Source organism: Paenibacillus sp. LjRoot56 (assembly GCF_964253335.1).
GTDB classification, from domain to species: Bacteria; Bacillota; Bacilli; order Paenibacillales; family NBRC-103111; genus Paenibacillus_E; species Paenibacillus_E allorhizoplanae.
Genome location: NZ_CAXURV020000001.1, coordinates 1,715,384 through 1,740,106 on the forward strand (window position 1 = coordinate 1,715,384; position 24,723 = coordinate 1,740,106).

Annotated in this window: 22 protein-coding genes and 1 pseudogene; 19 read left to right on the forward strand and 4 right to left on the reverse strand. The window is 43.7% G+C overall.

Annotated features, from left to right (window positions below; genetic code table 11):
• Positions 1 to 47: 47 nt before the first annotated feature.
• From pssD to ACSQ8O_RS07685, 7 genes are all read left to right on the forward strand, one after another.
• Complete coding sequence (pssD, locus tag ACSQ8O_RS07655) at positions 48 to 506, forward strand: PssD/Cps14F family polysaccharide biosynthesis glycosyltransferase (RefSeq protein WP_436241082.1); 459 nt, start codon at positions 48 to 50, stop codon at positions 504 to 506.
• On the forward strand, positions 503 to 985 hold the full coding sequence (gene pssE, locus ACSQ8O_RS07660) for a PssE/Cps14G family polysaccharide biosynthesis glycosyltransferase (RefSeq protein ID WP_436241083.1): 483 nt from the start codon (positions 503 to 505) through the stop codon (positions 983 to 985). Before pssD ends, pssE begins: the two co-directional genes overlap by 4 nt.
• A gap of 12 nt (positions 986 to 997) precedes the next feature.
• Entirely contained in the window at positions 998 to 2,056 is a 1,059-nt protein-coding gene (locus tag ACSQ8O_RS07665) for a glycosyltransferase family 4 protein (protein WP_436241084.1), read from the forward strand.
• 71 nt (positions 2,057 to 2,127) lie between these two features.
• Positions 2,128 to 3,420, forward strand: coding sequence for a hypothetical protein (locus tag ACSQ8O_RS07670; RefSeq protein WP_436241085.1), 1,293 nt, complete (start codon positions 2,128 to 2,130; stop codon positions 3,418 to 3,420).
• Positions 3,401 to 4,957, forward strand: coding sequence for a murein biosynthesis integral membrane protein MurJ (gene murJ, locus ACSQ8O_RS07675; protein ID WP_436241086.1), 1,557 nt, complete (start codon positions 3,401 to 3,403; stop codon positions 4,955 to 4,957). The genes ACSQ8O_RS07670 and murJ overlap by 20 nt, the downstream gene beginning before the upstream one ends.
• Complete coding sequence (locus ACSQ8O_RS07680; RefSeq protein ID WP_436241087.1) at positions 4,954 to 6,162, forward strand: polysaccharide pyruvyl transferase family protein; 1,209 nt, start codon at positions 4,954 to 4,956, stop codon at positions 6,160 to 6,162. The genes murJ and ACSQ8O_RS07680 overlap by 4 nt, the downstream gene beginning before the upstream one ends.
• Before the next feature lie 112 nt (positions 6,163 to 6,274).
• Entirely contained in the window at positions 6,275 to 6,757 is a 483-nt protein-coding gene (locus tag ACSQ8O_RS07685) for a serine O-acetyltransferase (protein WP_436241088.1), read from the forward strand.
• A 55-nt stretch (positions 6,758 to 6,812) separates the two neighbouring features.
• Here ACSQ8O_RS07685 and ACSQ8O_RS07690 read toward each other — a convergent pair whose 3' ends face one another.
• Positions 6,813 to 7,241, reverse strand: coding sequence for a DUF2621 domain-containing protein (locus ACSQ8O_RS07690; RefSeq protein ID WP_436241089.1), 429 nt, complete (start codon positions 7,239 to 7,241; stop codon positions 6,813 to 6,815).
• 124 nt (positions 7,242 to 7,365) lie between these two features.
• Between ACSQ8O_RS07690 and ACSQ8O_RS07695 the strand changes: the two genes are divergently transcribed.
• The 4 genes from ACSQ8O_RS07695 to ACSQ8O_RS07710 all read left to right on the forward strand — a co-directional run bounded on the left by ACSQ8O_RS07695 (position 7,366) and on the right by ACSQ8O_RS07710 (position 12,032).
• Positions 7,366 to 8,493 carry a deoxyribonuclease IV gene (locus ACSQ8O_RS07695; RefSeq protein ID WP_436241090.1) on the forward strand — a complete coding sequence of 376 codons (1,128 nt, stop codon included), beginning with the start codon at positions 7,366 to 7,368 and terminating at the stop codon, positions 8,491 to 8,493.
• 35 nt (positions 8,494 to 8,528) lie between these two features.
• Positions 8,529 to 9,428, forward strand: coding sequence for a formyltetrahydrofolate deformylase (purU, locus tag ACSQ8O_RS07700; RefSeq protein WP_236288338.1), 900 nt, complete (start codon positions 8,529 to 8,531; stop codon positions 9,426 to 9,428).
• Between the two features lie 186 nt (positions 9,429 to 9,614).
• Positions 9,615 to 11,636: a transketolase gene (tkt, locus tag ACSQ8O_RS07705; protein ID WP_436241091.1), complete on the forward strand. Its 2,022-nt coding sequence runs from the start codon at positions 9,615 to 9,617 to the stop codon at positions 11,634 to 11,636.
• A gap of 78 nt (positions 11,637 to 11,714) precedes the next feature.
• Positions 11,715 to 12,032, forward strand: a complete 318-nt coding sequence (locus ACSQ8O_RS07710; RefSeq protein ID WP_056609015.1) for a pyrimidine/purine nucleoside phosphorylase — start codon at positions 11,715 to 11,717, stop codon at positions 12,030 to 12,032.
• An 83-nt stretch (positions 12,033 to 12,115) separates the two neighbouring features.
• On the opposite strand, the gene ACSQ8O_RS07715 is transcribed toward ACSQ8O_RS07710, so the two are convergent.
• From ACSQ8O_RS07715 to ACSQ8O_RS07725, 3 genes are all read right to left on the reverse strand, one after another.
• The gene (locus ACSQ8O_RS07715) at positions 12,116 to 12,433 is read right to left on the reverse strand and encodes a hypothetical protein (protein WP_436241092.1); all 318 of its coding nucleotides are present in this window, start codon (positions 12,431 to 12,433) and stop codon (positions 12,116 to 12,118) included.
• A gap of 31 nt (positions 12,434 to 12,464) precedes the next feature.
• Positions 12,465 to 13,007 (reverse strand): ImmA/IrrE family metallo-endopeptidase, encoded by a 543-nt coding sequence (locus ACSQ8O_RS07720; protein WP_436241093.1) that lies wholly within the window; start codon positions 13,005 to 13,007, stop codon positions 12,465 to 12,467.
• Between the two features lie 186 nt (positions 13,008 to 13,193).
• Positions 13,194 to 13,598, reverse strand: a complete 405-nt coding sequence (locus tag ACSQ8O_RS07725; protein ID WP_436241094.1) for a helix-turn-helix domain-containing protein — start codon at positions 13,596 to 13,598, stop codon at positions 13,194 to 13,196.
• A gap of 165 nt (positions 13,599 to 13,763) precedes the next feature.
• On the opposite strand from ACSQ8O_RS07725, the gene ACSQ8O_RS07730 reads away from it, so the two are divergent.
• The 8 genes and pseudogenes from ACSQ8O_RS07730 to ACSQ8O_RS07765 all read left to right on the forward strand — a co-directional run bounded on the left by ACSQ8O_RS07730 (position 13,764) and on the right by ACSQ8O_RS07765 (position 24,714).
• Positions 13,764 to 14,183, forward strand: coding sequence for an ArpU family phage packaging/lysis transcriptional regulator (locus ACSQ8O_RS07730; protein ID WP_436241095.1), 420 nt, complete (start codon positions 13,764 to 13,766; stop codon positions 14,181 to 14,183).
• 201 nt (positions 14,184 to 14,384) lie between these two features.
• A complete protein-coding gene (locus ACSQ8O_RS07735) occupies positions 14,385 to 14,783 on the forward strand; it encodes a phage holin family protein (RefSeq protein ID WP_436241096.1) in 399 nt (132 codons plus the stop codon).
• A gap of 424 nt (positions 14,784 to 15,207) precedes the next feature.
• Positions 15,208 to 16,311, forward strand: a pseudogene (locus ACSQ8O_RS07740) (glycoside hydrolase family 28 protein); the annotation flags it as partial.
• 297 nt (positions 16,312 to 16,608) lie between these two features.
• Positions 16,609 to 18,153, forward strand: coding sequence for a glycoside hydrolase family 43 protein (locus ACSQ8O_RS07745; RefSeq protein WP_436241971.1), 1,545 nt, complete (start codon positions 16,609 to 16,611; stop codon positions 18,151 to 18,153).
• Between the two features lie 73 nt (positions 18,154 to 18,226).
• Positions 18,227 to 19,360, forward strand: a complete 1,134-nt coding sequence (locus ACSQ8O_RS07750; RefSeq protein ID WP_436241097.1) for a glycoside hydrolase family 88/105 protein — start codon at positions 18,227 to 18,229, stop codon at positions 19,358 to 19,360.
• Between the two features lie 386 nt (positions 19,361 to 19,746).
• Positions 19,747 to 22,044, forward strand: coding sequence for a helix-turn-helix domain-containing protein (locus ACSQ8O_RS07755; protein WP_436241098.1), 2,298 nt, complete (start codon positions 19,747 to 19,749; stop codon positions 22,042 to 22,044).
• Between the two features lie 14 nt (positions 22,045 to 22,058).
• Complete coding sequence (locus ACSQ8O_RS07760) at positions 22,059 to 23,552, forward strand: extracellular solute-binding protein (RefSeq protein ID WP_436241099.1); 1,494 nt, start codon at positions 22,059 to 22,061, stop codon at positions 23,550 to 23,552.
• Positions 23,553 to 23,820: 268 nt separating this feature from the next.
• Positions 23,821 to 24,714 (forward strand): ABC transporter permease, encoded by an 894-nt coding sequence (locus ACSQ8O_RS07765; protein WP_436241972.1) that lies wholly within the window; start codon positions 23,821 to 23,823, stop codon positions 24,712 to 24,714.
• Positions 24,715 to 24,723: the final 9 nt, after the last annotated feature.

A 24,723-nucleotide genomic window follows, 5' to 3' on the forward strand; every position in this document is an offset into this window, starting at 1 on the left:
GATGTGCCGTGCATTCCCCAGTTATCCCCAAAAAGGAGAGAGCTTAGATGAAGATCTGTTTAGCTAGTTCCACTGGAGGACACTTGGGTGAATTGAAGAAAATCATTCCAGCAGTTGCTGAACATAACTATTTTATTATTACAGAGCAAAGCGAGATGAGTCGGACTCTGAAAGACCAAGAAAGGGTTTATTTCTTAGCGCAGCAGGAAAGAAAAAATCTACTTCTCGTCATCCACCTACTCCTTAATTTGTTTATGTCCCTGTATATCTTAGTTAAAGAGAGGCCAAAAGTCATTATAACTACCGGAGCAGGCGCTGTACTTGGACTCTGCTTGCTAGGGAAAATGTTCGGGTCGAAAATAGTGTACATTGAAAGCTTTGCCAAAGTGTATACATCGAGTGTAACCGGTAGGTTCATTTATAAAATTGCAGATCAATTTTATATTCAATGGGAGCAATTAAGAGAAGTTTATCCGGAAGGGACGTACAGGGGGAGCTTATATTGATTTTGATAACGGTAGGTACGCAAAGATTTCAATTCAATCGCTTATTACGTGCAGTAGATCAATTAGTAGAAGAAGGCGTACTGACAGATTCCGTTATCGCTCAGATTGGATATTCGGATTATAAGCCCAGGCATTATCCGTATTCAGACTTTTACAAACTTGAAGATATAGATCAATTAACGAGAGAGTGCGACGTTTGCATTACGCATGGTGGAATCGGTTCTATTCTCAATGCGCTTAATTGTGGGAAAAAAGTTATTGTTATGCCTAGAAAAAAGATATTAGGCGAACATGTAGATGATCATCAATCCGAAATTTCATCTGCTTTTCAAGAAAAAGGATACATTCAGGTTGCAGAAAACGTGGATCAATTAAGGATTCTTGTTTCGAAGATCGATCATCTGCACTTCAACACATACATACAAGAGGAATCCAACCTCCTTTACGCAATTAAGGCATATATCCAAACCTTAGGATAGGAGGGGAGCCAGATGAAATCCAAGATACTTGTTGTAGGTTCATCGTTAAAGGATATGGGCGGAATCGTTACGGTCATAAGAAATATTGAGCAATCGAATCTCACGGAAAGCTATGAGTTAACTAGAGTGGAAACTTACATTACAGGGAGCGTCATAGCTCGATTACACATTTTCATAGTAGGTCTGTTTCGCTACCTCTATCAGTTGTTATGGCATCGGCCAGATATCGTTCACATTCATATGTCCAATGGAGGGAGCTTTTACAGGAAATCCATGATGGTGATGATTGGTAAAATAGTCAGAGTTCCCATCATCCTGCACATACATGCAGCAAGCTTCGATGATTTTTATAATCACAATTGGGTTCAGAAGAGATATTGTCAGTTCATCCTAAATCGCGTTGATTTATTAGTCGTTTTATCGCAAGAATGGAAAAAATATTTCTCTACCATTGTTCCACATAGGAAAATAGAGATTCTTTATAATGGGGTTTTTAAAATGGAGGAGCAAGTTAGCCGGACGAATTCTACACCCACTTGTCTTTTCCTAGGGAGATTGGGAGAGCGAAAGGGCGTATATGATCTGCTTCTAGCGATTAAAAACTTAAAAGAAAAAGAAGTTAAAAGTAAGTTCCTGTTAGCTGGTGATGGCGAAATTACGGAAGTGAAACAACTACTAAAAGACTATCAAATCGAGGATATGGTTGAAGTGCTAGGTTGGATTAACGTACATGAGAAGGAAGAATTGCTAAGAAAAGCAGATATGCTAGTGCTGCCCTCCTACCATGAAGGGTTGCCAATGGCCATCTTAGAAGCTATGAATTTTTCATTGCCGGTTATTTCAACTTACGTAGGGGGAATACCTGAGCTTATCCAACATGGGGAAAATGGTTATCTCATTGAGCCCGGTGACATCGAGGGACTAACGAAATCACTGGAAATTCTAATTCACGACCAGAACACGATTGTTACAATGGGAGAGAAGAACAGGACATTGATTCATAATCAATTCGATATCAATATGCTGATGAAAGAATTATCACACATGTATCAAAGGCTTATTTTAAAATGACAAATAGCATCTAAAAGGAATGATTCATAGTGAGCTTAACGATGAGAGGTATCTTGTGCTTTTTTTTATTCATGTTAGCTCAAGATCTTATAACCATCCAAATGAACAGCACTTTAGGCAGCTATTTATCTTACATGGACGAATTCTTCATTATAGGAAGCATAGGAATCATCATAGTCAAATCAAATTTTAGAATTAAGAAAAGTACATTGATATTGTCGCTAGTCACGATAGGGGTTTTGTTTTTCGGGCTGCTGTCTAGCGCCATTAATCAAGTGCCAATAAGTACGACGTTAGCAGGTGGATTATTAACGATTAAAGGGTTTTTATTATTTTTTATTTTTAAAAACCTAACGATGAACGGAAATAATATTCGGCAACTGATACGTTTTTTTAAGGTTCTTGGTGGGTTGGCAGCTGTTTTTGCGCTTGTTGATCTCTTATTCCATGAGCAATTTCGAAATTTCTTGCATACGAATAATCTGTTAGATGCGAGATCTAATTTAGTAAGTGTGCAATCATTTTTTATTCATCCAGGTACATATGGCTGGTTTATGGTATTTGTAGGTCTGTACTATTTATCGCATTATCTCGTTCACAAACCCAAAAAATCACTCATCTTTACGATTGTTTTCTTTATCCTTGCTTTTCTTTCGCTGCGATTTAAGGTGTTGCTGGCAATAGCCGTTATCTTAACTTTAGTTGCCATGAAGAAACGCATCTATACGGCAGCACTTGCTTGCGTAGGCATCATCATCTATTTGTTTTTTGGAGACATGATAAACAATCTGACCATGTTAACCATAGACAGATACATTTCCGTAGATTATATGGACTCAGCTCGTAAAGCCTTGTATCACACGGGGTTTACAATTGGGTTTCATGATTTTCCGCTAGGGGAGGGATTTGGGAGATTTGGGAGTTGGATAGCCAGAGTGGACTACAGTCCTGTTTATTATGAATATGGTTTACAAAGCGTATACGGTTTGAGCCCAGATGATCCAAAGTGGGCAACCGATACGTACTGGCCATCGATTATTGGTGAGGTTGGCATTCTGGGAACCATCCTATTTATTTCTTTTTTTATCTATGTCATGAGAGGGATTTATGTGAAATTGCATGATGCAAGAATTAGGAAGAATGGGAAAGTATTTCTCCTCTTTTCTTTATTTATCATCATTCAGAGCTTGGTAGAATCGTTAGGGGAGCAAATATTTAATGGCTCTCCACAGTATATTTTTATTTTTGCAGTCATGGGCATGGCAGCCTCTCAAGTTGAAAAAGGAGATCACTTACTAAGTAGTCAGGCAAGCGTACAACTCTATGCCAAAAGGAAGTATGCCTATGACTCGAGTACTGTTTAAAACGGGGTTAGTCTTATTTTTGATCACAATAGCAAGTAAGTTACTCGGATTTACAAGGGAGATATTGATAGCCAAAAATTACGGGACTTCTTCACTGGCAGATGCGTATTACGTTGCGTTAACGCCAACTATGTTAGCTATCACATTCTCCTTTACGCTTAGCAGCGTGTTTCTTCCCTTATTCGTTAATTTTGCTTCGGATAAAAGAAAATCGAATCTATTTACGAACAATGTGTTATTCCTGTTTTTGGCTATTTTTATTGTGGCTTATACGGTGGTAATCGTATTTACACAACATTTTATTCATCTACTTGCGCCTGGCTTAACAGAGGAAGCGGAAGCCTTAGCCATAACGCTTGTGAGAATATTATTCCCTCTCGTATTTATTGTCATCGCCATTCAGATCTATACCTTAATGTTGAATACATTTCATGATTATATGGCTTCAGCAGCTAGCATCCTCCCCAATAACCTCATTATTATTGCCTATCTTTGGTTATTCGCAGATAAGTACGGGATTGTTGGCGTTGCCGTTACAACGCTGGTCTCCTATGTCCTACAACTTGTCATACTTTACTTACTGATTAAAGGTCATCAATATAAAGTCGTCAGAAATGTGGAGCTTTGGAGTTCAAACTCTAAGAAATTCTTGCTATTGCTCTATCCGATCATGATTAGCTCTGGCTTCACTCAATTTAATTCCGTCGTAGACCGGATATTGGCTTCAGGCATCTCTGAGGGAGCAATTGCTGCTCTGTCCTATGCCTTTAATTTAAGGGGGATAGCGACCGGCATCTGTATTACCCCCGTAATTACACTTACGTTCCCTGAACTATCACGGCTTTCACATAACCAAGATTACGAGAAAGTTAGTACACTAACGCACAATAGTTTGTTTTCACTGTTCATTCTCTTAATGCCTCTAACCGTCATATTCATGTCTTTTAGTCATGTCATCGTCCAAACACTGTTAGAAAGAGGGAGCTTCGATGCGCAAGCCACGGCAATGACTTCTGCTATTTTTTGGGCCTATTCCATAGGGATCATTGCCATTGGGTTTAGAGAGGTCACATTGAGAGCTTTCTATAGTTACGGAGATACGAAAACACCAACCTATATTATGATTTCTGGCACATTGGTGAACATTGTTCTCAGTTTCATTTTAGTGAAAACGATGGGTATTATAGGGCTCGGGTTATCAGCAAGTATGGCATTTATCGTCACAGCTGTTATTACGGCTATCTTACTAAAAAAGAAACAAGATTTCGTATGGTCGAAAGACTTTATCCGAAAAATGATGAAACTTTGCGTGGCCATGGGAGGATGTGGATTAGCCATCTATTTGCTTAAGCTGGTTCATTTGTTCGGAAGCTTATTCGTAATGAATACATTTTACACTGTTATTGGATTGAGCTTATACACGCTGTTAGCCTACTTCACTTTTATTGCTCTATTACTTGTCATGAAAGAAGATGACCTTATCGTCTTCATGAAGAAGCTAATCTTTCGTAGAAAAAAGGAGATGAAGCTAGGATGAATATTTTAATTATTAATGCCCATTCCTCCAAGAATAAAGGAGATGCAGGAATTGTTCTTTCAATGATCGATGCGATAAAAAAACACAATATCGATTGCAGCATTAGAATTCATAGCAGATTCCCGGAAATTGATAATGAATTTTATGAAGAACAGGTTACTTCTTGTGTGGATAATGTTTCTATTGATCCCGATACTTCGAGAATAGAAAAGATTGGATCGGTATTGAGGCTGCTGCCTTATTTGAAGAATCTAAGAAAAATTAAATCAGATGATTATGAATGGGCGGATGTGGTGGTCAGTTGTGGAGGGGGATTTTTACTTTCACACAGATTTAGTGTAGCGCTTATGCAGCATTTGGTTCAAATTAAAACCGCTTTTAACTACGGCAAGCCAGTTGTAATTTATTCGCAATCCATTGGCCCTTTTTATAATACCTATATGCAAAAGTTGGCGAAGGAGATTCTCGATCAGGTAGATCGTATCTTTCTGCGAGAAGCTGTTTCCAAACGATGGCTTGAGAAAATAGGGTGCAGCAATAAGAACGTAGTATTAGTGCCTGATTCCGCATTTTCTATGCAGGAAGTAAGTTCTCCACGGGTAGATCGCATTATGGAGGGGATCAAAGGGGCACACGATGGCCCTATTATTGGGTTCACGGTTAGAGATTGGAATTTTCCGGAGATGAAGGATACGCAATTGTATAGGTCCAAGTATATAGCAAGTATCAGAGATGCGATTACATATATTCATGAGGCTTATCAGGGGAAGGTATTGTTAATGCCTCAAGTGCTTGGGCCCAATGCCTTTAATGATGATAGAATCATCAGCAGAGAAGTGCTAGAAGGAATAGACGCAGGGCATGCGGAGTTATTGGCGTTTGATTTCCACCCCAGGGAATTAAAGTATTTATATTCTAAAATGGATATGTTTGTTGGAACTAGAATGCATTCCAATATTTTTGCTCTCTCCAATCATATCCCCACTGTCGCCATCAATTATGAACATAAAACGAGAGGCATTATGGAAATGCTTGGTTTACATGACTATGTGGTAGATATCTCCGATATTGAACCCGAGTCTTTCATACAGATGATCCATCATTGTTGGCTGAATAGGCAGGAATTAAGGGTTAAACTTGCGAAAGAAATTCCGCTTGTTGTGGAGGAAGCAGAGTTGCCAGCCCAAATTCTTAAAGTGCTATAAATGAGCTTAACCAAATTGATAGATAAAGTGGTGAGATGCCTTGATTGCCTATTTAAGAGCTGACATTCATCGTTATGTAAAAGTAGGAAACCACGTTAGTTTATTATCCAAAATGAAAATGCTAATTCTTCATGAGCCTATGTGGTATCTCATCATCTATCGGGCAGGGAGTTATGTGAAAGATCATGTTAAGATTCCTGTTATTAAACAATTGTTATATATCATCCTGTTTATCCTTCATAAATTCTTTTCAGTCGTGATGGGCATTCAAATTCCGCTTGGAACCAAAATTGGCAAAGGGGTGTATTTACCTCATTATGGCACGATCGTGGTTCATCGGGATACCATCATCGGTGAGAACTGCAATATTGGACAAGGCGTTACGATTGGGATTGCCGGCAGGGGGGAAAAGAAGGGGGTTCCACAAATAGGAAATAAGGTATATATCGCACCTGGAGCCAAGATTATTGGGAAAATCGTGATAGGTAATAATGTAATGATTGGTGCGAATTCGGTCGTAACGAAAGATGTGCCAGATAACGCTGTTGTTGCAGGTGTGCCAGCCAAAATTATTAGTTACAAGGGATGGGAATAGACGCCATCTTATGAATCAAACCACGCCCTCTTGATAAAAAGAGGGCGTGTTTCTACTAACTCAATAAATGCTTGAACGCGCTGTAATCAATCTTTTGCTTTTCGAGAAAGCTGGTCAAGCTCCGATAGTCTCGTTTCGGCGTTGCAAGTATGTAACCTTCGATACAGTGTTCTCGTGTGACCTCATTCGCATTGGCCTCTAAAGCTACTTGTCCGATACGCGCGGCGATAGAATGCTTGGCAATATCACGGAACGCTGTCGGTACAGGTGATACTAATTGGTCGAGAAAAGCTTTGGAATCTGCCGTCCATAGATGTCGGGATGTGTCCACGTAATGATTCTGCCAATCGAGTTTAGACTTACCGTCCTCTTTAGGCAGTACCTTAATAAACTTGCGGAACATGAAGTACCCGCCGATGGACATGAATAAAAGCAACACGCATACCCAGAAAATGATGAACCACATGAAAAAATCATTTGCCATTTATTTGTCACCTCACTAATTGTCTTCAACAAAGATAGTAAGAATTATACCTTATTTCTAGATTTCTTGCGACAATACGAGTAAAATAGGAGGGTAGCAGCTACTAATAAAGGAGTTATGGACTATGCCGAAAATTGGATCACACGTTTCGTTCTCAGATAAAGGCTTATTAAATGCAGCAGAAGAAGCCGTTTCCTACGGATCATCTACGTTTATGATATACACGGGCGCACCGCAAAATACGCGCCGTAAACCGATTGAAGAGCAGTATATTGAAGAAGGCAAAGCCGTGATGGACAAGCATGCGATGAATGAGATCGTCGTTCATGCACCTTACATTATCAACTTGGGTTCCTATAAAGATGATACCTTTGAACTCGCAGTGCGTTTCCTTCAAGAAGAAATCCGCCGGACGGATTACATTGGTGTTCGCAATATCGTACTTCATCCTGGTGCTTACACGGACAAGGATGCAGACTATGGGATTGCAAGAATTGCTGATGGCTTGAATGAAGTGCTTGCTGGGGTTAAAGATACGAACGTTAACATTGCGCTGGAAACGATGGCTGGTAAAGGGACAGAAATTGGCCGCAGCTTCGAGGAAATCGCAGAAATCATGGAGCGCGTGGAGTTCAACAATAAGTTGACTGTATGTATGGATACTTGCCATATTCACGATGCGGGGTATGATATCGTGAATGATTTGGACGGCGTGCTGCACCATTTCGATCGTACGATTGGACTTGAGAAGCTCGGTGTCATTCATTTGAATGACAGTAAGAATCCTCGCGGAGCTAGCAAAGATCGCCATGCACCACTTGGTTCTGGTTGGATTGGTTTTGAAGCGATGAATAATATTGCTAACCATGAGAAGTTGCAGCATTTGCCGATGATTCTAGAGACACCTTGGATTGGAAAAGAAGACAAAACACAACGTCCGATGTATGAAGCGGAAATTGCGTTGCTTTCCGGAAACTTAAGTGGTCGTTTTGGCGGCGAGTTCCTGGACCAAGTGGAGCGAATTGACTTTTTGATGAACAAAAAAGATATTCACTACCGTGACTTCGTTCTTAAAACATGGGAATTGCTCAAAAATGATGCCAAAGCGAAGAAAGCGGATGGACGTGAGCCGCTGGAACGTTTATATGATATTCTTCATGAGGAACGCCTTTTCGCTGATCTAAGTGAAGAACAAATCAATCAACGATTGATTGTTTGGCTTGCTGGAAATGACATCTTGAAGAAGGCTTAAGTTTCACATAGACAGAAATTGCTAGGGGGATACAGATGGAAGCGGGAACCACGAACAGCTCAAATCGCCGGGAGAGCGATTTGGTGAATAGAGCAAGAATGCTAATTTCTTGCCCGGATCAGCCGGGTATAGTAGCAGCAGTATCACAATTTCTATTTGAATATGGTGCGAATATTGTGCAATCGGATCAGTACACGATGGATCCAGAAGGCGGGATGTTCTTCATCCGAATTGAATTCGATTTAACAGAATTGGCGAGTCGCGTAGAGACATTAAGAGCGGATTTCTCCACCGTTGCTGAGAAGTTCTCGATGGACTGGAGCCTTGCCCTGGCAAGTCAGAAGAAGCGGATTGCGATATTCGTTTCGAAGGAAGACCATGCCTTGCTCGAATTATTATGGCATTGGCGTGCAGGGGATCTCAATGCGGATATTGCGATGGTGATCTCTAACCATAACGATATGCGTTCTCTGGTGGAGCCCTTCGGGATTCCATTTCATCACATTCCCGTTACCGCGGCAACCAAAGCAGAGGCGGAACAGCGCCAGCTTGAAGTCATTGGTGATGGCGTCGATGCGATTGTGCTTGCTCGCTATATGCAGATCGTTTCCCCATCATTTATCCAAAATTACGCAAATCGCATCATCAATATTCACCACTCCTTCTTACCTGCTTTTGTAGGCGGTAAGCCTTATGCACAAGCGCATAACCGCGGAGTCAAGATTATTGGTGCGACAGCGCATTATGTGACGGACGAGCTAGACGCCGGTCCGATTATTGAGCAGGATGTGCAGCGAGTGAGTCACCGAGATAATGTTGAGGATTTGAAAAGAATTGGTCGTCACATCGAACGAATCGTTCTTGCACGTGCAGTAGCTTGGCATGTTGAGGATCGCATTATCGTCCACAATAATAAAACGGTTGTTTTTAACTAGTGTAAAGCAGGTTGTACCCAGTTATGGGTGCAGCCTATTTATATATAGGCGAGAAGTATAACGTTTTAACGGGTTATTGTGGCAAAGCCTTAAAGCAAATGGTACAATAATGCAAGCGAGAAAAGACACTTGTATGTACAAGTCGATTATTTATGAAAATACAGAAATCATGGAGGGAATTTTCGAATGACTGCAACTACGAAAACAATTGAACAATTAGCTGTCGACACGATCCGTACACTCGGTATCGATGCAGTTGAGAAAGCTAAATCCGGCCATCCTGGTATGGTTATGGGGGCTGCTCCAATGGCCTACGTGCTATGGAAACAGCATATGAAACACAATCCGTCGAATCCTAAATGGGTCAACCGTGACCGTTTCGTACTATCTGCGGGACATGGTTCCATGCTTCTATACAGCTTGCTTCACCTATGTGGCTATGATTTGCCAATGGAAGAGATCAAGAACTTCCGCCAATGGGGAAGCAAAACCCCTGGTCACCCCGAGTATGGTCACACGGCAGGTGTTGATGCAACGACAGGTCCACTTGGACAAGGCGTTGGTATGGCAGTAGGTATGGCGATGGCTGAAGCTCACTTGAGAGAGACTTACAACAAAGAAAACTTCCCTGTTATCGACCACTACACGTACGCAATTTGCGGCGATGGCGATATGATGGAGGGTGTTTCCTCTGAGGCTGTTTCGCTTGCAGCTCATTTGAAATTGGGTAAATTGATCATGATGTACGATTCCAACGATATTTCGCTTGATGGCGAATTGAATATGGCGTTCTCTGAAAACGTGCAAGCACGTTTCGAAGCTTACGGCTGGCAAGTGATTCGCGTAGAAGAGCAGAATGACCTTGCAGCAATCTCCAAGGCGATTGCTGAAGCGAAAGCTGATACAACTCGTCCTACGTTGATTGAAGTGAAGACGACAATCGGTTTCGGTTCCCCGAACAAAGGTGGTAAAGGCGGTCACGTTGGACCACACGGTTCACCACTTGGCGGCGACGAAGTGAAATTGACGAAACAAGCTTATGGCTGGCCGGAAGAGCCGGACTTCTATGTTCCGGACGAAGTTCGCGCACACTACGCAGAAATTCAAAAAGAAGGTACGGCTGCTGAGCAAGCTTGGACGAACCTGTTGAACGATTACGTTAAAGCTTATCCAGAGCTTGGTAACCAATTCAACGCTGCTGTGAATGGCGAATTGCCAGCTGGTTGGGATGCTGAACTTCCTACGTACACGACAGAAGACAAGCCTATGGCTACACGTGTTGCTTCCGGTAATGCGATCAATGCTGTTGCAGGCAAATTGCCGCAATTGATTGGTGGTTCCGCGGATCTAGCGAGCTCCAACAACACGATGATCAAAGGCGAATCCAACTATAGCGCTAGCAACTATGCGGGACGCAACGTATGGTTCGGTGTTCGTGAGTTCGGTATGGGTACAGCAATGAACGGTATGGCGCTTCATGGCGGTGTTAAAGTATACGGAGCAACATTCTTCGTATTCTCCGACTACCTGCGTGCTTCCATCCGTCTTGCAGCACTTATGCAGCTTCCTGTTATTTATGTTCTAACGCATGATAGTATCGCTGTTGGTGAAGATGGACCGACGCATGAGCCGATCGAACAACTTCCAGCACTTCGCGTTATTCCAGGCATCACAGTCATCCGTCCTGCTGATGGTAACGAAACGTCCGAAGCTTGGCGTTATGCGATTGCAGAAGCGAAAGGTCCAGTTGCGCTTGTCTTGACTCGTCAAAACTTGCCGATCCTTCCAGGTACGGTTGAAGGAGCTAAAGCGAACCTAAGCAAAGGCGGATACGTGGTATCCGACGCTGCAAACGGTCAACCAGATGCACAAATCCTAGCAACAGGTTCCGAAGTACAACTGGCTGTAGCTGCTCAGAAATTGCTGCAAGCCGAAGGCATCAACGTTCGTGTTGTCAGCTTACCGAGCTTGGAACTATTCGAGAAGCAATCCAAAGAATACAAAGATTCCGTTATCTTACCAGGCGTGAAGAAGCGTCTTGCTGTTGAGATGGCGTACCCACTTGGCTGGGAGCGTTATACAGGCGACGAGGGTTCAATCCTAGGAATCTCCACTTTCGGAGCATCCGCACCAGGGGATACCGTTCTTAGAGAATACGGCTTCTCACCAGAGAACGTTGCAGCACGCGTGAAAGCTTTGTTAGGTTAATATAATGGCAGGGGCTCAGCTCGTCTGAGCCTCGGCTTGTACTTATTCATAGTCATTTTAGAGGGGGAACTTTTAACCATGTCCAGCTTTGAAAATGTAACCGTACTAACGAAAGCCAATGTTTATTTCGATGGCAAAGTAACAAGCCGCACTGTGCAATTCGCAGATGGCACGAAGAAAACACTAGGCATCCTGCTTCCAGGTGAATATGAGTTCGGAACAGATGTGAAAGAAATTATGGAAATCCAAGCTGGTGAGCTGAACGTATTGCTTCCAGGCAGCACAGAGTGGATTACAATCAGTGGTCAAGGTGAGTTCACCGTGCCAGCGAACGCGAAATTCAAGCTCGAAGTGAAAACAGTGAGCGACTATATTTGTTCTTATATCGCTGAGTAATCACGCGGCGCGTTGAACGCTTTAAAGACAAAAAAACCATACATCGTAATTGAACATTATGTTCAATGGATGTATGGTTTTTCTCATTTGGAAGACCAGCTATATAGGGATCGGATTTCCATCTGCAGTACTTCTTCGATGTCGGTCATGCGAATCCATAGTTGCTGGATTGAAGGGTGCTCATCGAGTAGGATCGTATGTCGTTGCTTTATTCGTGAGAGGCTGATGCCAATAGAAGCAGGACGTGCAGGATTGACGATGAGGTCTTCAATCAGCACGGTTATTCCGGCTTCTAGCTCGGGGATTTCTTCCATATGAAGCTGCTGAAAAGGAGCGCTTATTGGAATGTAAAGGGTGGATTTACTAAAATCGAGTTCGTTAGGCTGAAAACGCAACGCCATGAGGAATGGCTGTATACGCTCTTCATGAAAGTCATAAAAGACGGCTAATTTGACGATCGGCCATTCCTCCTTTTTGCTTTAATTGCTCCAGTTTGTTCATGATGGTGCGGGTTGCGTCAGACCAATTGGCTGAATCGTATGTCCTCACTTGACTCTGTGAAAATTGCTGATATTCATGATCCAGTATCCCTTGTAGGACGCGCCGCTGGATTTGTTCGATCCGTTCATTGGCAAGTCGATAGGTCACCTGAAATTCTTCAGAAAGAAAGGCGACCATTTCATTCTTTTGTTCAGGCAGCGATAGTTTCTTCAGCATGGACATTGGAATAGCCGCGTAGAGCTGAAACGCAGATGCATCCTGCTCTTGCCAATCGACATAGCGATCAGGCATCACCATCTGGTTGCCAGAATGACGAAGTACATGACAAAGCTCATGCAGAAAGTCTTCCCACTGTTCTTTAACGGATAATCGGCGGTCAACATTGATGCTGAATAGTCCATCTTTTTCAATGGCCATGCTGTTCATATCCATCGTATAAACCCAAATTTGCAGCTTAGCAGCCAAGTTCGTCACGCTGAGCTGAGCTGGTGATACGATGCCAAGTTGACTATATAAAGCCTCTACCCACTGTTCAAGGGAGGTTGTCTGGTAATGAGTGAACAGGTGAAAACACCTCGATTCAAGAATGTATGTTCGCTTATTTGTGGTAAAGAAAAGCCCGTCAGGGCTTAGCTTTACGTTATTAAAAGATTACCTCGATTACTGCTGGCTGTCAGGTGTTCGGTTCTGCTGCTGCTCTTTGATGAAGTTCCAGAAACGGAGCATCTCATCGCGGCGCTCTTTAGGAGCACTTTTGAAGTCTTTAAAAAATAAGCTCACATCAGGGTCATCGACTTCATCAAGACTGTCTCCAGATAGTCCGTCGAGTGACTCCTCTTCCGTTGGAGCAAATCCAGCAAGCAGCAGAAGCTCGTCCTTCTCAGCTATACGAAGTGCATCTGCTAAGGCAATAACCGTTTCCCTTGAGGGGCTAAAGCGGTTATTTTCTATGGAGTTAATAAATGAATAACTAACACCGGACCGTTCACCAAGCTCTCTGAGGGAATAATTGTTCATCTTTCTCAGATCCCGGATTCGGATACCGAATTGCACCATATCTTTCATCGTTTGATCACCTGATTCTATTGTAAATGGTGAGCGGTGCAAAAAACAAGGGGAGATCACCAAAAAGTTTTGAATTTCAAAACTTTTTGTGTTGAAATTTTAAACAAGACAACGTATGATGTGTTTAGAATTTCAAAACGACAAATTTTAGGAGATGATCAAGGGATGGTAGAACGTATTTTGAATATAGAGCAAGAACAGATTGATCGCCGAGCAACACGCAAAAGGGTGGAAAGTGTGCTTGAAGCCGTGCGCATGTATCGAGCGTTGGGGGATTTAAGAAAAGTGAATGAAGCTATTTCGGCTAGGAAGGAATGGTTCAAAGTGGCGGAGCGCACAGCTGCTTACCAGGTGGGATCAGATGAACATTTGCGAGGTATATGTGATGAAGTGGAGCAGGCTATATCTCGGCTAGACGAGCAAGAACAAGGGATTATCCGGGAACGTTATTTAAAAAGAGACAAGACATTCGATTTTCTACTGTTTCATGAGCTTAATTTGAGTGAGCGTACCTATCATCGGATAAAGGCAAGAGCCATTGAAAAGTTAGCGTACATGTTGCGACTGGAAGTGAAGGTGCAATAAGGCTGATCAGGAATTGGCAGTTTTTTGGCAATTCGCTCTGATTATGGCATGGTAAGATCGTTGTGTAGCCAAGCAAGGGAGGCGATGTTGCTAAGCGGATGAACAAGAAACCGTTCCGGCGGAGGCGTAAGGAGTGAAAAAATGTTTTGAAAAGAAAAAAATGTTTTGAATTTCAAAACACCAAAAAGAAAGGAGCAACACATGAACAATTTTGGATTTAACCTGTTTTCAGACACGTTTGGAGCCGTTGTGACTTACACTTTAGGTGAGCGGAGTGAGATTATCAGTCTATTCTTTATGGCGATAACCGTCGAATATGTTACCGGCATTGCCGCCTCGATGAAAGAACAGCAAGGGTCTATCAGTAAATATGGGTTTTGGAGACTTGCACGCAAAGGACTGATGCTGCTTGTCATTATGCTGGCTCATCGCATGGATATTCTCTTGGATACAGACCTCATGATGACAGGCGCGATCTATTTTTACTTGGCGAATGAATTGATATCTATCACTGAAAATTACGGACGTTTGGGTCTGCCACTTCCGCTCATTGTAAAGCAATTCATTCAAATTTTGCGAAGCAAGGGGGAAGGGTTGTGAGTTTATCTGCTGCTTGGACAAGCACGGAGGATGTCGAAGCTAGGGAAGAATTCCACCGTCTAGCGAATGAGCTCCGTAAAGTGTCAGGCCAGATGTGAACCTCCTGAAATGGAAAAAGTTCATTTTGAATTCGGCTGACTGTACATTGATACGAGTCCAGAATGATAAGAAGACTTCTTCTTCCAAAATAGAAGGGGGAGTCTTTTTCATTTTGAGAATAGGACCGAAATCGCCATATGCAGGATATAACCAATGTGCAGGAGACAACTTCTTTCTTTATCTGCGCTGCTGAGGAAACCCGAGAGCCCTTATACAGCAAGCTATTAGAATTCATCTAGCAAATTGGTTGTCTGTAGTGCATAGCTAGGCAAACACTTTTCCTTAATAATAAGATAAACAATATTAGGTAAGGAGAGCGTACATCATGACACAGAAAGTTCAATCCGTGAAAGTACCTGATTTTCCGAATAAACACTTTGTAATTACTGAGTTTGGAGCCGTGGGCGATGGATGCCATTCCAACACGGCAGCGATTAACAAGGCGATTGAGACTTGTGCAGCATCTGGAGGAGGAACGGTTGTCATCCCTCGCGGGATATGGTTAACAGGTCCCATTCGACTGCAAAGCCGAGTTCGGCTGCATACGGATGAAGGGGCATTAGTAACGTTCAGCCGAAAATGGGAGGAGTATCCCCTCATCCTGAGCAACTACGAGGGCTTGAAAGCGGTGAGAGCCATGCCAGCCCTGTATGGGGAGCAGCTGCAACAAGTGGCGATTACAGGGAACGGTATTTTCGACGGTTCAGGAGATGCGTGGCGTCCGGTTAGAAAACATGAAATGACCGAGCAGCGATGGAACGATATTGTTCAAGCTGGTGGCGTAGTCGACGACAATGATGTGTGGTGGCCCACTGAAGAAGCGATGATGGGGAGAAAGCACACAGAAGCGCTTCAAGCTGAAGGAAATTACGAAATTGCTCACTATGAGCCCTATCAAGTTTACTTGCGTCCTGTCCTGCTAGGGTTAACGGCCTGCACAGAGATTCTATTGGATGGACCTACCTTTCAAAATTCAGGCAGCTGGTGTCTGCACCCACGTCTGTGCGAACACGTGACGATTCGCAACGTCAAGGTGCGGAATCCATGGTATTCGGTCAACGGAGACGGGCTGGACTTAGAATCATGCCGATTCGCGAACATTCATGATTGTATGTTTGATGTGGGGGATGACGCGATCTGTCTGAAATCTGGTAAAAACCAACAAGGACGTGAGGCTGCCGCACCTACAGAGTATGTCTCCATCCGCAATTGTACCGTGTACCACGGACATGGTGGATTTACGGTGGGGAGTGAAATGTCGGGTGATATCCGTCATATTGATGTCTCAGATTGTACGTTCATAGGCACAGACAACGGACTTCGCTTCAAGAGCACGAGAGGTCGCGGCGGCATCGTCGAACATATCCAGATTGCGAATATTCAAATGAAAGATATTATCGACAGTGCGATTGTGCTTGATATGTATTATGAAATCAAACAGGATGAGGTGGACTGGGTCGAGGTTACAGATGAAACACCTTGTTTCCGTTATATCTCAATTAAGGATACGGTAAGTGAGGGCTCGTCCAAGGGCATTTTTATCCGAGGACTACCAGAAATGCCAATTCACGATTTGCATGTTGAACGGGTAACCATTGCTGCTGAGACAGGTATCGTCTGTATCGACGCGCAAGATATCCTATTTCAGGATGTAAGTGTTACACCTAAATCAGGAGCCATGTTTACACAAAGGAATAGCCGGAATATCCGTGTCATCAATCACAAAATGAACCCAGCTTGGTTTGCTGATTTAGGGAATGGTCAATTCCGTAACCCGATCCTTTACGCAGATTACTCGGATCCCGATGTTGTGCGTGTCGGAGAAGATTTCTATATGACGGCTTCGAGCTTCAACAGCTCACCTGGCTTACCCATACTACATTCGAAGGATTTGGTGAACTGGACGGTAATCGCTTATGCGATAGATCGTCTTCCCGACAGTTATGAAGCGGTGCGCCATGGAGAAGGTGTGTGGGCTCCGAGTATTCGGTATCACGACGGCAAGTTCTGGATATTCTTCAGCGCGCCGGATGAGGGGATCTATATGACAAATGCCCAGAATGCGGCGGGGCCTTGGTCACCTTTACATATGGTCAAAGAGGTGAAGGGTTGGATTGATCCTTGTCCATTGTGGGATGAAGATGGCAGCGCCTACTTGGTTCATGCTTTTGCTAAGAGTCGTACGGGTATCAAGAGTAAGCTGAAAATTTGCCCAATGCGTCCTGATGGAACTGCACTTCTGGGCGATGGTGAGATGATATTTGACGGTACGGAGCATCACCCAACGATTGAAGGTCCTAAGTTATATAAGCGAAATGGCTATTACTATATCTTTGCCCCTGCAGGCGGCGTGCCGATTGGTTGGCAGACGATTCTGCGCTCCAAACAGATTATGGGCCCTTATGAGGATAAGATTGTCCTACATCAAGGGGATTCTCCAATTAACGGTCCGCATCAGGGCGGTTATGTTGAACTGGATTCAGGTGAAGCTTGGTTTCTTCATTTTCAGGATCGCGAAGCTTACGGAAGAATTGTACATCTGCAGCCAATGAGCTGGGAGAATGACTGGCCCGTCATGGGCATCGATACGAACGGTGATGGCATCGGCGAGCCTGTACTTATTCACGCTAAGCCTAATGTAGGGCGGGAATACCCATTTGCGGTGCCAGAAACCAGCGACGATTTCGATGCTCCATCCTTGGGGTTGCAATGGCAGTGGCAAGCGAACTATCGAAAGGAATGGTATTCACTCACAGCGAATCCAGGCAGTCTGCGCCTTTACGCTCAACAACTTCCTAATCACTCGGCTACGTTATACGAGTCTCCCAATGTGCTCTGTCAGAAGTTTCCAGCGCCTGTATTTACAGCGACAACCAAGCTTTCACTCCAGCATATGGCTGAACAGGATCTAGCGGGATTGACGGTTTTTGGACATGCATACCGATACACAGCGTTGCAAAAAACAGATCTAGGGTCGAAGTTAGTTTTTGTCGAAGGCAGTGGAAATAAAGAATCTTCCAGTGAAGAGATTACGGAAACTGTAGCTGTTCCGTATGGTATTCATGAGATCTATTTGCGCGTGGACATAGAATTAGAGGCATCCTGCATGTTTGCCTATAGTTGGGATGGGGCAAGTTACTCGTCAATTGGCGGGGTCTTCGAAGCTGTACCTGGCGGTTGGGTAGGTGCCAAGCTTGGCTTATTTTGTCTTAACAAGGGTGAAGTTACAAGCCCAGGGTATGTGGATATCGACTGGTTTCAGGTGGATTAACTAGGATTGGTTGAAGGCATAGAGGATACTGCATGCCAGTCTTCAGTAAATAAGAACAAGAGGTTAATAAACAATGACGAAACATCTGGATTGGGCTGTAAAAACAGCAAATAGATTTATGTCTGAAGCTGATGCAGAGGGCTATCATCCGGAACTGGCGAAACGGTGGGCTTACGTTCCTGGTATGATGCTTCTCGCATTTGGGAAGCTGGCGGAGCAAACCGGCGTTGAACGCTATTATGAGTTTATGAAGCGGCATATGGACCTGTTCGTTCAGCAGGACGGAATGGTTCGAACTTACGCTATCGAAGAATATAATCTGGATCAAGTGAACCAAGGGAAAGTACTGTTCCCCTTGTTACGGCGAACGGGTGAGAAATGGTATGAACAGGCTGCACATCTACTCGCTGTTCAACTGAAAGGACACCCAAGAACAAGTGAGGGCGGGTTCTGGCATAAGAAGATTTATCCGTTCCAAATGTGGCTTGACGGGCTGTACATGTCCTCTCCGTTTCTTGCGGAGTATGCGAAGACGTTCGAACGAGAGGAGCTCTTCGATGATGTAGCTAAGCAGCTGCTGCTTGTAGAGAAACACACGCGAGATCCAAAGACAGGGCTGCTCCACCATGGATGGGACGAAAGCAGAGAGCAAGCGTGGTGTGATTCGACTACAGGACAATCTTATCATTTTTGGAGCCGGGGGATGGGGTGGTATGCGATGGCGGTCGTCGATGCGCTGGAGCACTTTCCTGTAGATCACCCCAAGCGGGGAACCATTATCGGGATTTTTGAACGCATGGCGGAAGCGCTGGTTAAGGTACAGGATCCAGAAACGGGCCTTTGGTATCAAGTGCTGGATATGGGGCACAGGGAAGATAATTATGTAGAAGCATCTGGTACGGGCATGTTTGTTTACGCGCTGGCTAAAGGGGTTAATCTCGGTTATTTATCTGGGAAATTCAAGGCCGCAGCGTTAAAAGGGTTTCAAGGAATGATCGATCATTTTGTGGAAACCGATTCAGTCGGGGTACATCTGCATAGGATTTGTCATGGAGCCGGACTTGGCGGAACGCCCTACCGAGATGGCTCTTTCAATTATTACGTGAAAGAGAAGGTAGTCAGTGATGTTATGATGGGCTTGGCTCCATTCATGTTGGCCAGCATGGAGTCAGAAAAGCTGGTGCATGTGGAACCTGATCATGGATAGCAGATTTACGGGAAGGTTGTATAAGCCATTCGATGGCTCCAACCTTCTTTTTTCACCACAATAGAAAGTATAAGTTTTCGGTTCCCGAAATCGTCTTTCTATTTGGCGATAAAACCTACCTCTAAACGCGGTCTCTCATCTTTGAATGGCCTCGATAGAGGTTTTCTCATAGATGTTTATTTTACATTCGTTAATCATTTTCTTATATTTGAAAATCCCCATTCATTCGGTATCCCACTCCTTTAAAGTATTCGCAAGAAAACTTGCGAGAGCGTAATCTTAATTAAATAAGAACCGATAATGTCTATTTCCCATTTTATATATATAATAGAAATAATCAATTTCTAGACAGAAGGCAGCACTGCTTCCGGAGAGGGGAAAGCGTATTGCGCAAATATTTACTTAGATTACTGGGATTTAGCTTTTTATTAGGCGTACTTCCCGCTGTAATTATTGGGATTGTCTCTTATTCGATTGCAACTAGGGATCTTGAGGACAAGGTAAAAGAAGGCAACATGCAATGGTTGACGCAAACCCAGATGCGTGTTGAACAGATGTTGAAATCCATTGAGAAATCGGCGACGCAGTATGCCAACTCTTCCTTGATTAAGAAAGCGATGAACACGACTTATTCGCCTACTGATTTTGAACAGATACGTGATCTTTCCGTGTCACTGTATAACCTTCAATCTAGTGATGTTGTCATCACGGAAGCTTTTTTAATCAATTTGGAGCGAAACTGGTCTATAAACCTGAATTCCATGAAACCATTGGATCAGATTGAAAACAATAAGGAGTTCCGAGATTATGCTGTGCAGCCGAAAAGCATATATTGGAGTGCAGGAACGGCGCCTGCAAACGGGGTTGAGCTTAAAAATCCTTTGGAAATGGTAACTCTTGTTCATAAGATACCGATTCTGCCCCAAACGAATAAGCCGCAAGGGCTTGTTATTGTACGTGTGTCAGCCTCCGATATTCGGGATGCGCTGTTGTCCGAGAACCCTTCAAACCGAAACTATATCTTAGACAACACAGGTTCCGATATTCTTGCGACGGCTGAGGTAAAGGAAGGATATCGGGCAATCAATCAGGCTGTCGCTAAGAGATTTGAGACGGAACCGGAAAATAAACAAGGACTTTTCAATACGCATCTGGGAAATGAAGAGGTAGCGGTGATATACCGTTCCTCAGGCTACAACGGGTGGTCGTATGTGTCGGTTATCTCTCTGGATGAGATCACCAGGGAACCCCAAAAGATTGCGAAACTAACGCTGATTGTTTGCGCCGCTATTCTTTTAATCGTCCTAGCATTTGCTTTGTACGGCAGTCGCCGCATGTATCGTCCGATACAAAATCTATTAGATGTCGCCAAGGGTATTGATCATAACGCACATTCCATTCAGCCAAGAAGCGATGAGCTCGAATTCATTAAAGTAAGCATGCAGTCTTTGGCCGTTTCAAGAAATCATATGGAACAGCAAATGCTCGGTCAAGCGGGGCATTTAAAGGAGTTTTTTGTACTAAAGTTGTTTACAGGACAGTTGTCGGAGAACGACTATTTATTCCGCTCTGCTATGTATGGCTTTCCAACTGGATGGAAACGTCTAGGGGTGCTTACGCTGAAGATTGATAATTTGCAGGAGACCAAGTATCAGGAGCAAGACCGGGAACTTCTACTTTATGCCGTGAATAACATTGCCCAAGAGGTAATGCCTCCCGAGTTTCGGTTTACACCGATCATATTGAATCAGTCGCAGGTGACACTTGTGGCAACAGATGCGGAGGATCCTGCGGAGGTCAATCGTATACTGTATCAAATGGCAGAATCCATTAAAACAAACGCCGAGCATTATTTACAAATACAAGTAAGCATCGGAATCAGTAAACCGTACCTTTCGTTGACAGATACCGTCAAAGCGTATGGAGAAAGCTTGTCTGCCATGAAATCCCGTATAAGCCTGGGGCCGGATATTATTGTTCACTATGAGGATATCGAGAATAATCCCGGAGCAGATAAATATGTCTACACGCACCTTAAGGTAATGGAGGAGCAGCTTGTCTATGCCCTTCGTGAAATGCAGCTGGACAAAGCCACCGAGCTGTTTCAGCAATATTTGAATGCGTTGCTCCATAAGGACGGTTTTTTGTACGAGCATCATATTTTACTGCTGCAGCTTATTTCCCAAATTCTTCAGATTGTACAAAATCAGGGCATTTCAATTAAAAAAGTTCTTGGGGATGAAGGCGCGGTAGAACGATTACTGCATTTGCAAACGCGGGATGAAATTGAGTACTGGTTCGAATCCCGATTGTTTGCTCCAATGATTCAGGTTTTATCAGAGAAATCAGAAACCCAATATGTAAAAATTGCTGATAGGCTTGTAAGGATGATTCAGGAGCAATTCGATCAGGAAATGACATTGGAATCATGTTCGGAGATTCTTAGCTACCATCCGGTGTATCTAAGCCGTATTTTCAAAAAGGAAATCGGCACGACGTTTAGTGATTATTTATCTGATTATCGGATGAAGATGGCGAAAGTCATGCTGGAGACTACGGATATGAAAATTTCGGAAATCGGTGAAAGGCTCCAATATAAAAATATAAGCGCATTCATTCGGAGCTTTCGGAAAATGTTCGACGTAACACCAGGGCAGTATCGTGAGAAGATGGGTCAAAAGTAGAAGGGGAGTACAGAATGAAACGATATTCCGTCTGCATTGTAAGTCTACTTATATCCTCAATTTTGCTGATAGCATGCAGCCAGAGTAATAAGCAGGAAAGGGAAAGTGTTGCTAGACCCTTCGCTATTTCGCTCGTGGTCAACCAAATTGGGGAAATTCCTGCCAAGAGCAACGAGATCGAAAAGGCTATTGAAGCGTACACGAACACGGATTTGCAAATCCAATGGATTCCCTATTCGGCCTACGATGAGAAGGTGAAGGTGATGATCGCTTCCGGAGAGCTCCCGAAGCTGATCAAGCTCACCTATACGCCGACGATTATCGCTACGCTGAAGGCAGGGCAGTTTTGGGAAATTGGTTCCTACTTAAAGGACTATAAAAATTTATATGATCAAAATAAGCAGTATTACGATAACATCGCTGTCGGCGGGAAAATATACGGTGTACCATTGTACCGCCCCCTTGGCCGTGCAGTTATCCATTACCGTAAAGATTGGTATGATAGCTTGAATTTAAAGCGGCCAAAGACGTTGGGTGATTGGTATGAGGTCATCAAAGCGCTTACGCTGGGTGACCCTGATAAGAATGGGAAGAATGATACGTACGGGATGATCTTGGAGAAAAAATACAATCAGGACGTAAGCTCCACATTGACACGGTTTTCCGTATCGCAGGGGGGACCGAACAAATGGAAGGTGGAGAACGGCCGCTTCACCCCTGAATTTATGACGGAGCCGTTCTACGAAACGATGAAGTTGTTTAAACAGCTTTATCAAGATAAGCTGATCAATCAGGATTTTGCCATCGTGGATGTTTCAGAAACATCGAAGTTGTATGACTTGGGACGGGCGGGCATTCAAGTTGTTGGAGGAAGCGCTCAAAGCTGGCAAGATAAGCTGGTGAAAACAGTGCCATCAGCGGTTGTGGAAGTGGCTCCTTTAGAGGGTCCTGGAGGAATCCGGCTCCCTGGCGAACCAGGCAATGTCGGTTTCCTGGCCATTCCCAAGGATACGGTGAAAACGGAAGCGGAATTGAGAGGGATTCTAGCCTTTCTCGATAAGCTGTTGGAGCCCGCCTTGCAAACCGTCCTCAACAGAGGAATTCAAAATAGACATTGGATCGATAAAGGTGATTATGCAGAGGTTCTCGATCGCGAGCTGGATCTGAAGGAGGTTAAGCCTTACAGAGATTCTCTCCCGTATCTTGACAGCAATCCTGTTCTGAAGCCTATCCATCAACCTGACCTGTATCGTAAAAACCAACAGATCGTCAAGGAGAATGAATTATATATCGTTCCTAACCCCGCGCTGACACTGGAATCGGAAACCTATAACGAGCGAGGCAAGGAGCTCGAGGTTCTGATTACTGATGCGCAGACCAAGTTTATTATGGGCAAAATAGATGAATCGGACTGGAAGGCCGAGATTGACAAATGGAAAAAAGCCGGAGGCGACAAGATGATCAGGGAATTTGAAGAGGCGTATACGAAGAAGGATAAGGTTAAATAAGAACGCCAATACTGGAAGTTGCCGTAGAACCCTTGATAAATCAAGGGTTTTTTCGTTTGTGCACATATAGTTGTCTAGAAGCTATTGCACTGTAAAAGGGCAGAAAAGCGAAAGAGGTTATGCCGCAGGTATAGCCTGCCACGAGGATACTGTCCAATAATAAAGGCATCAACAAAGAGATGTGGAGGAGCTTAAGATGAAAGCAGACTTGACTTTGCAGTCGGGACGATCGGACGGACAGGTTCGAAAATCGAAATTCAGTTTACTGATGAAGGAATTCATTAGGGACAAATGGTTATACATGATGCTGTTTCCGGGTGTGGCGTACTTTCTTATTTTCAAATACGTCCCGATGTACGGATTGATCATGGCATTCCAAGATTATAAGCCCCATCTTGGTTTTATTGAAAGCCCTTGGGTTGGGTTGAAGCATTTTGAACGGTTCTTTAGCGAGCCGCAATTCGCCATGCTGTTTAGAAATACAATCATTATTGCGCTTTATAATATGGTCTTTTTCTTCCCGCTGCCGATCATTCTTTCGTTAATGATGAATGAGCTTCGCAGGGAAAGATTCAAACGATTCGTACAAACGCTTGTCTATATTCCGCACTTTGTTTCATGGGTCGTTGTCGTCGGTATATTTTATATGCTGCTAACGACGGAGAACGGGATTTTAAATGAACTGATCTATACGATCAGTGGGAAGAAAATCGCCTTCCTGCTCGAACCGGGATGGTTTCGTACCATGATTATTTCGCAATCCATATGGAAGGAAGTCGGTTGGGGTACAATTATTTTCCTTGCGGCTTTGTCCGGTGTTGATATGCAGCTATATGAAGCAGTACGCATAGACGGAGCCGGAAGGTGGAGACAGCTCTGGCATATTACTCTCCCTGCGATTCGCAGCACGATCATTATTCTGATGATTCTGCGTCTCGGAAATTTTCTGGATTCCGGCTTCGAGCATATCTTCTTGATGATTACGCCAACCAATCGAGAGGTAGGGGAAGTATTCGATACCTATGTATATACGAAAGGATTAACACAGGCCCAATACAGCTACAGTGCAGCGGTAGGGTTATTTAAATCGGCAATAGGTCTATTCTTGGTCCTTGGCTCGAACTGGCTTGCCAAACGATTCGGACAGGAAGGCGTGTATTAGTAGCAAATT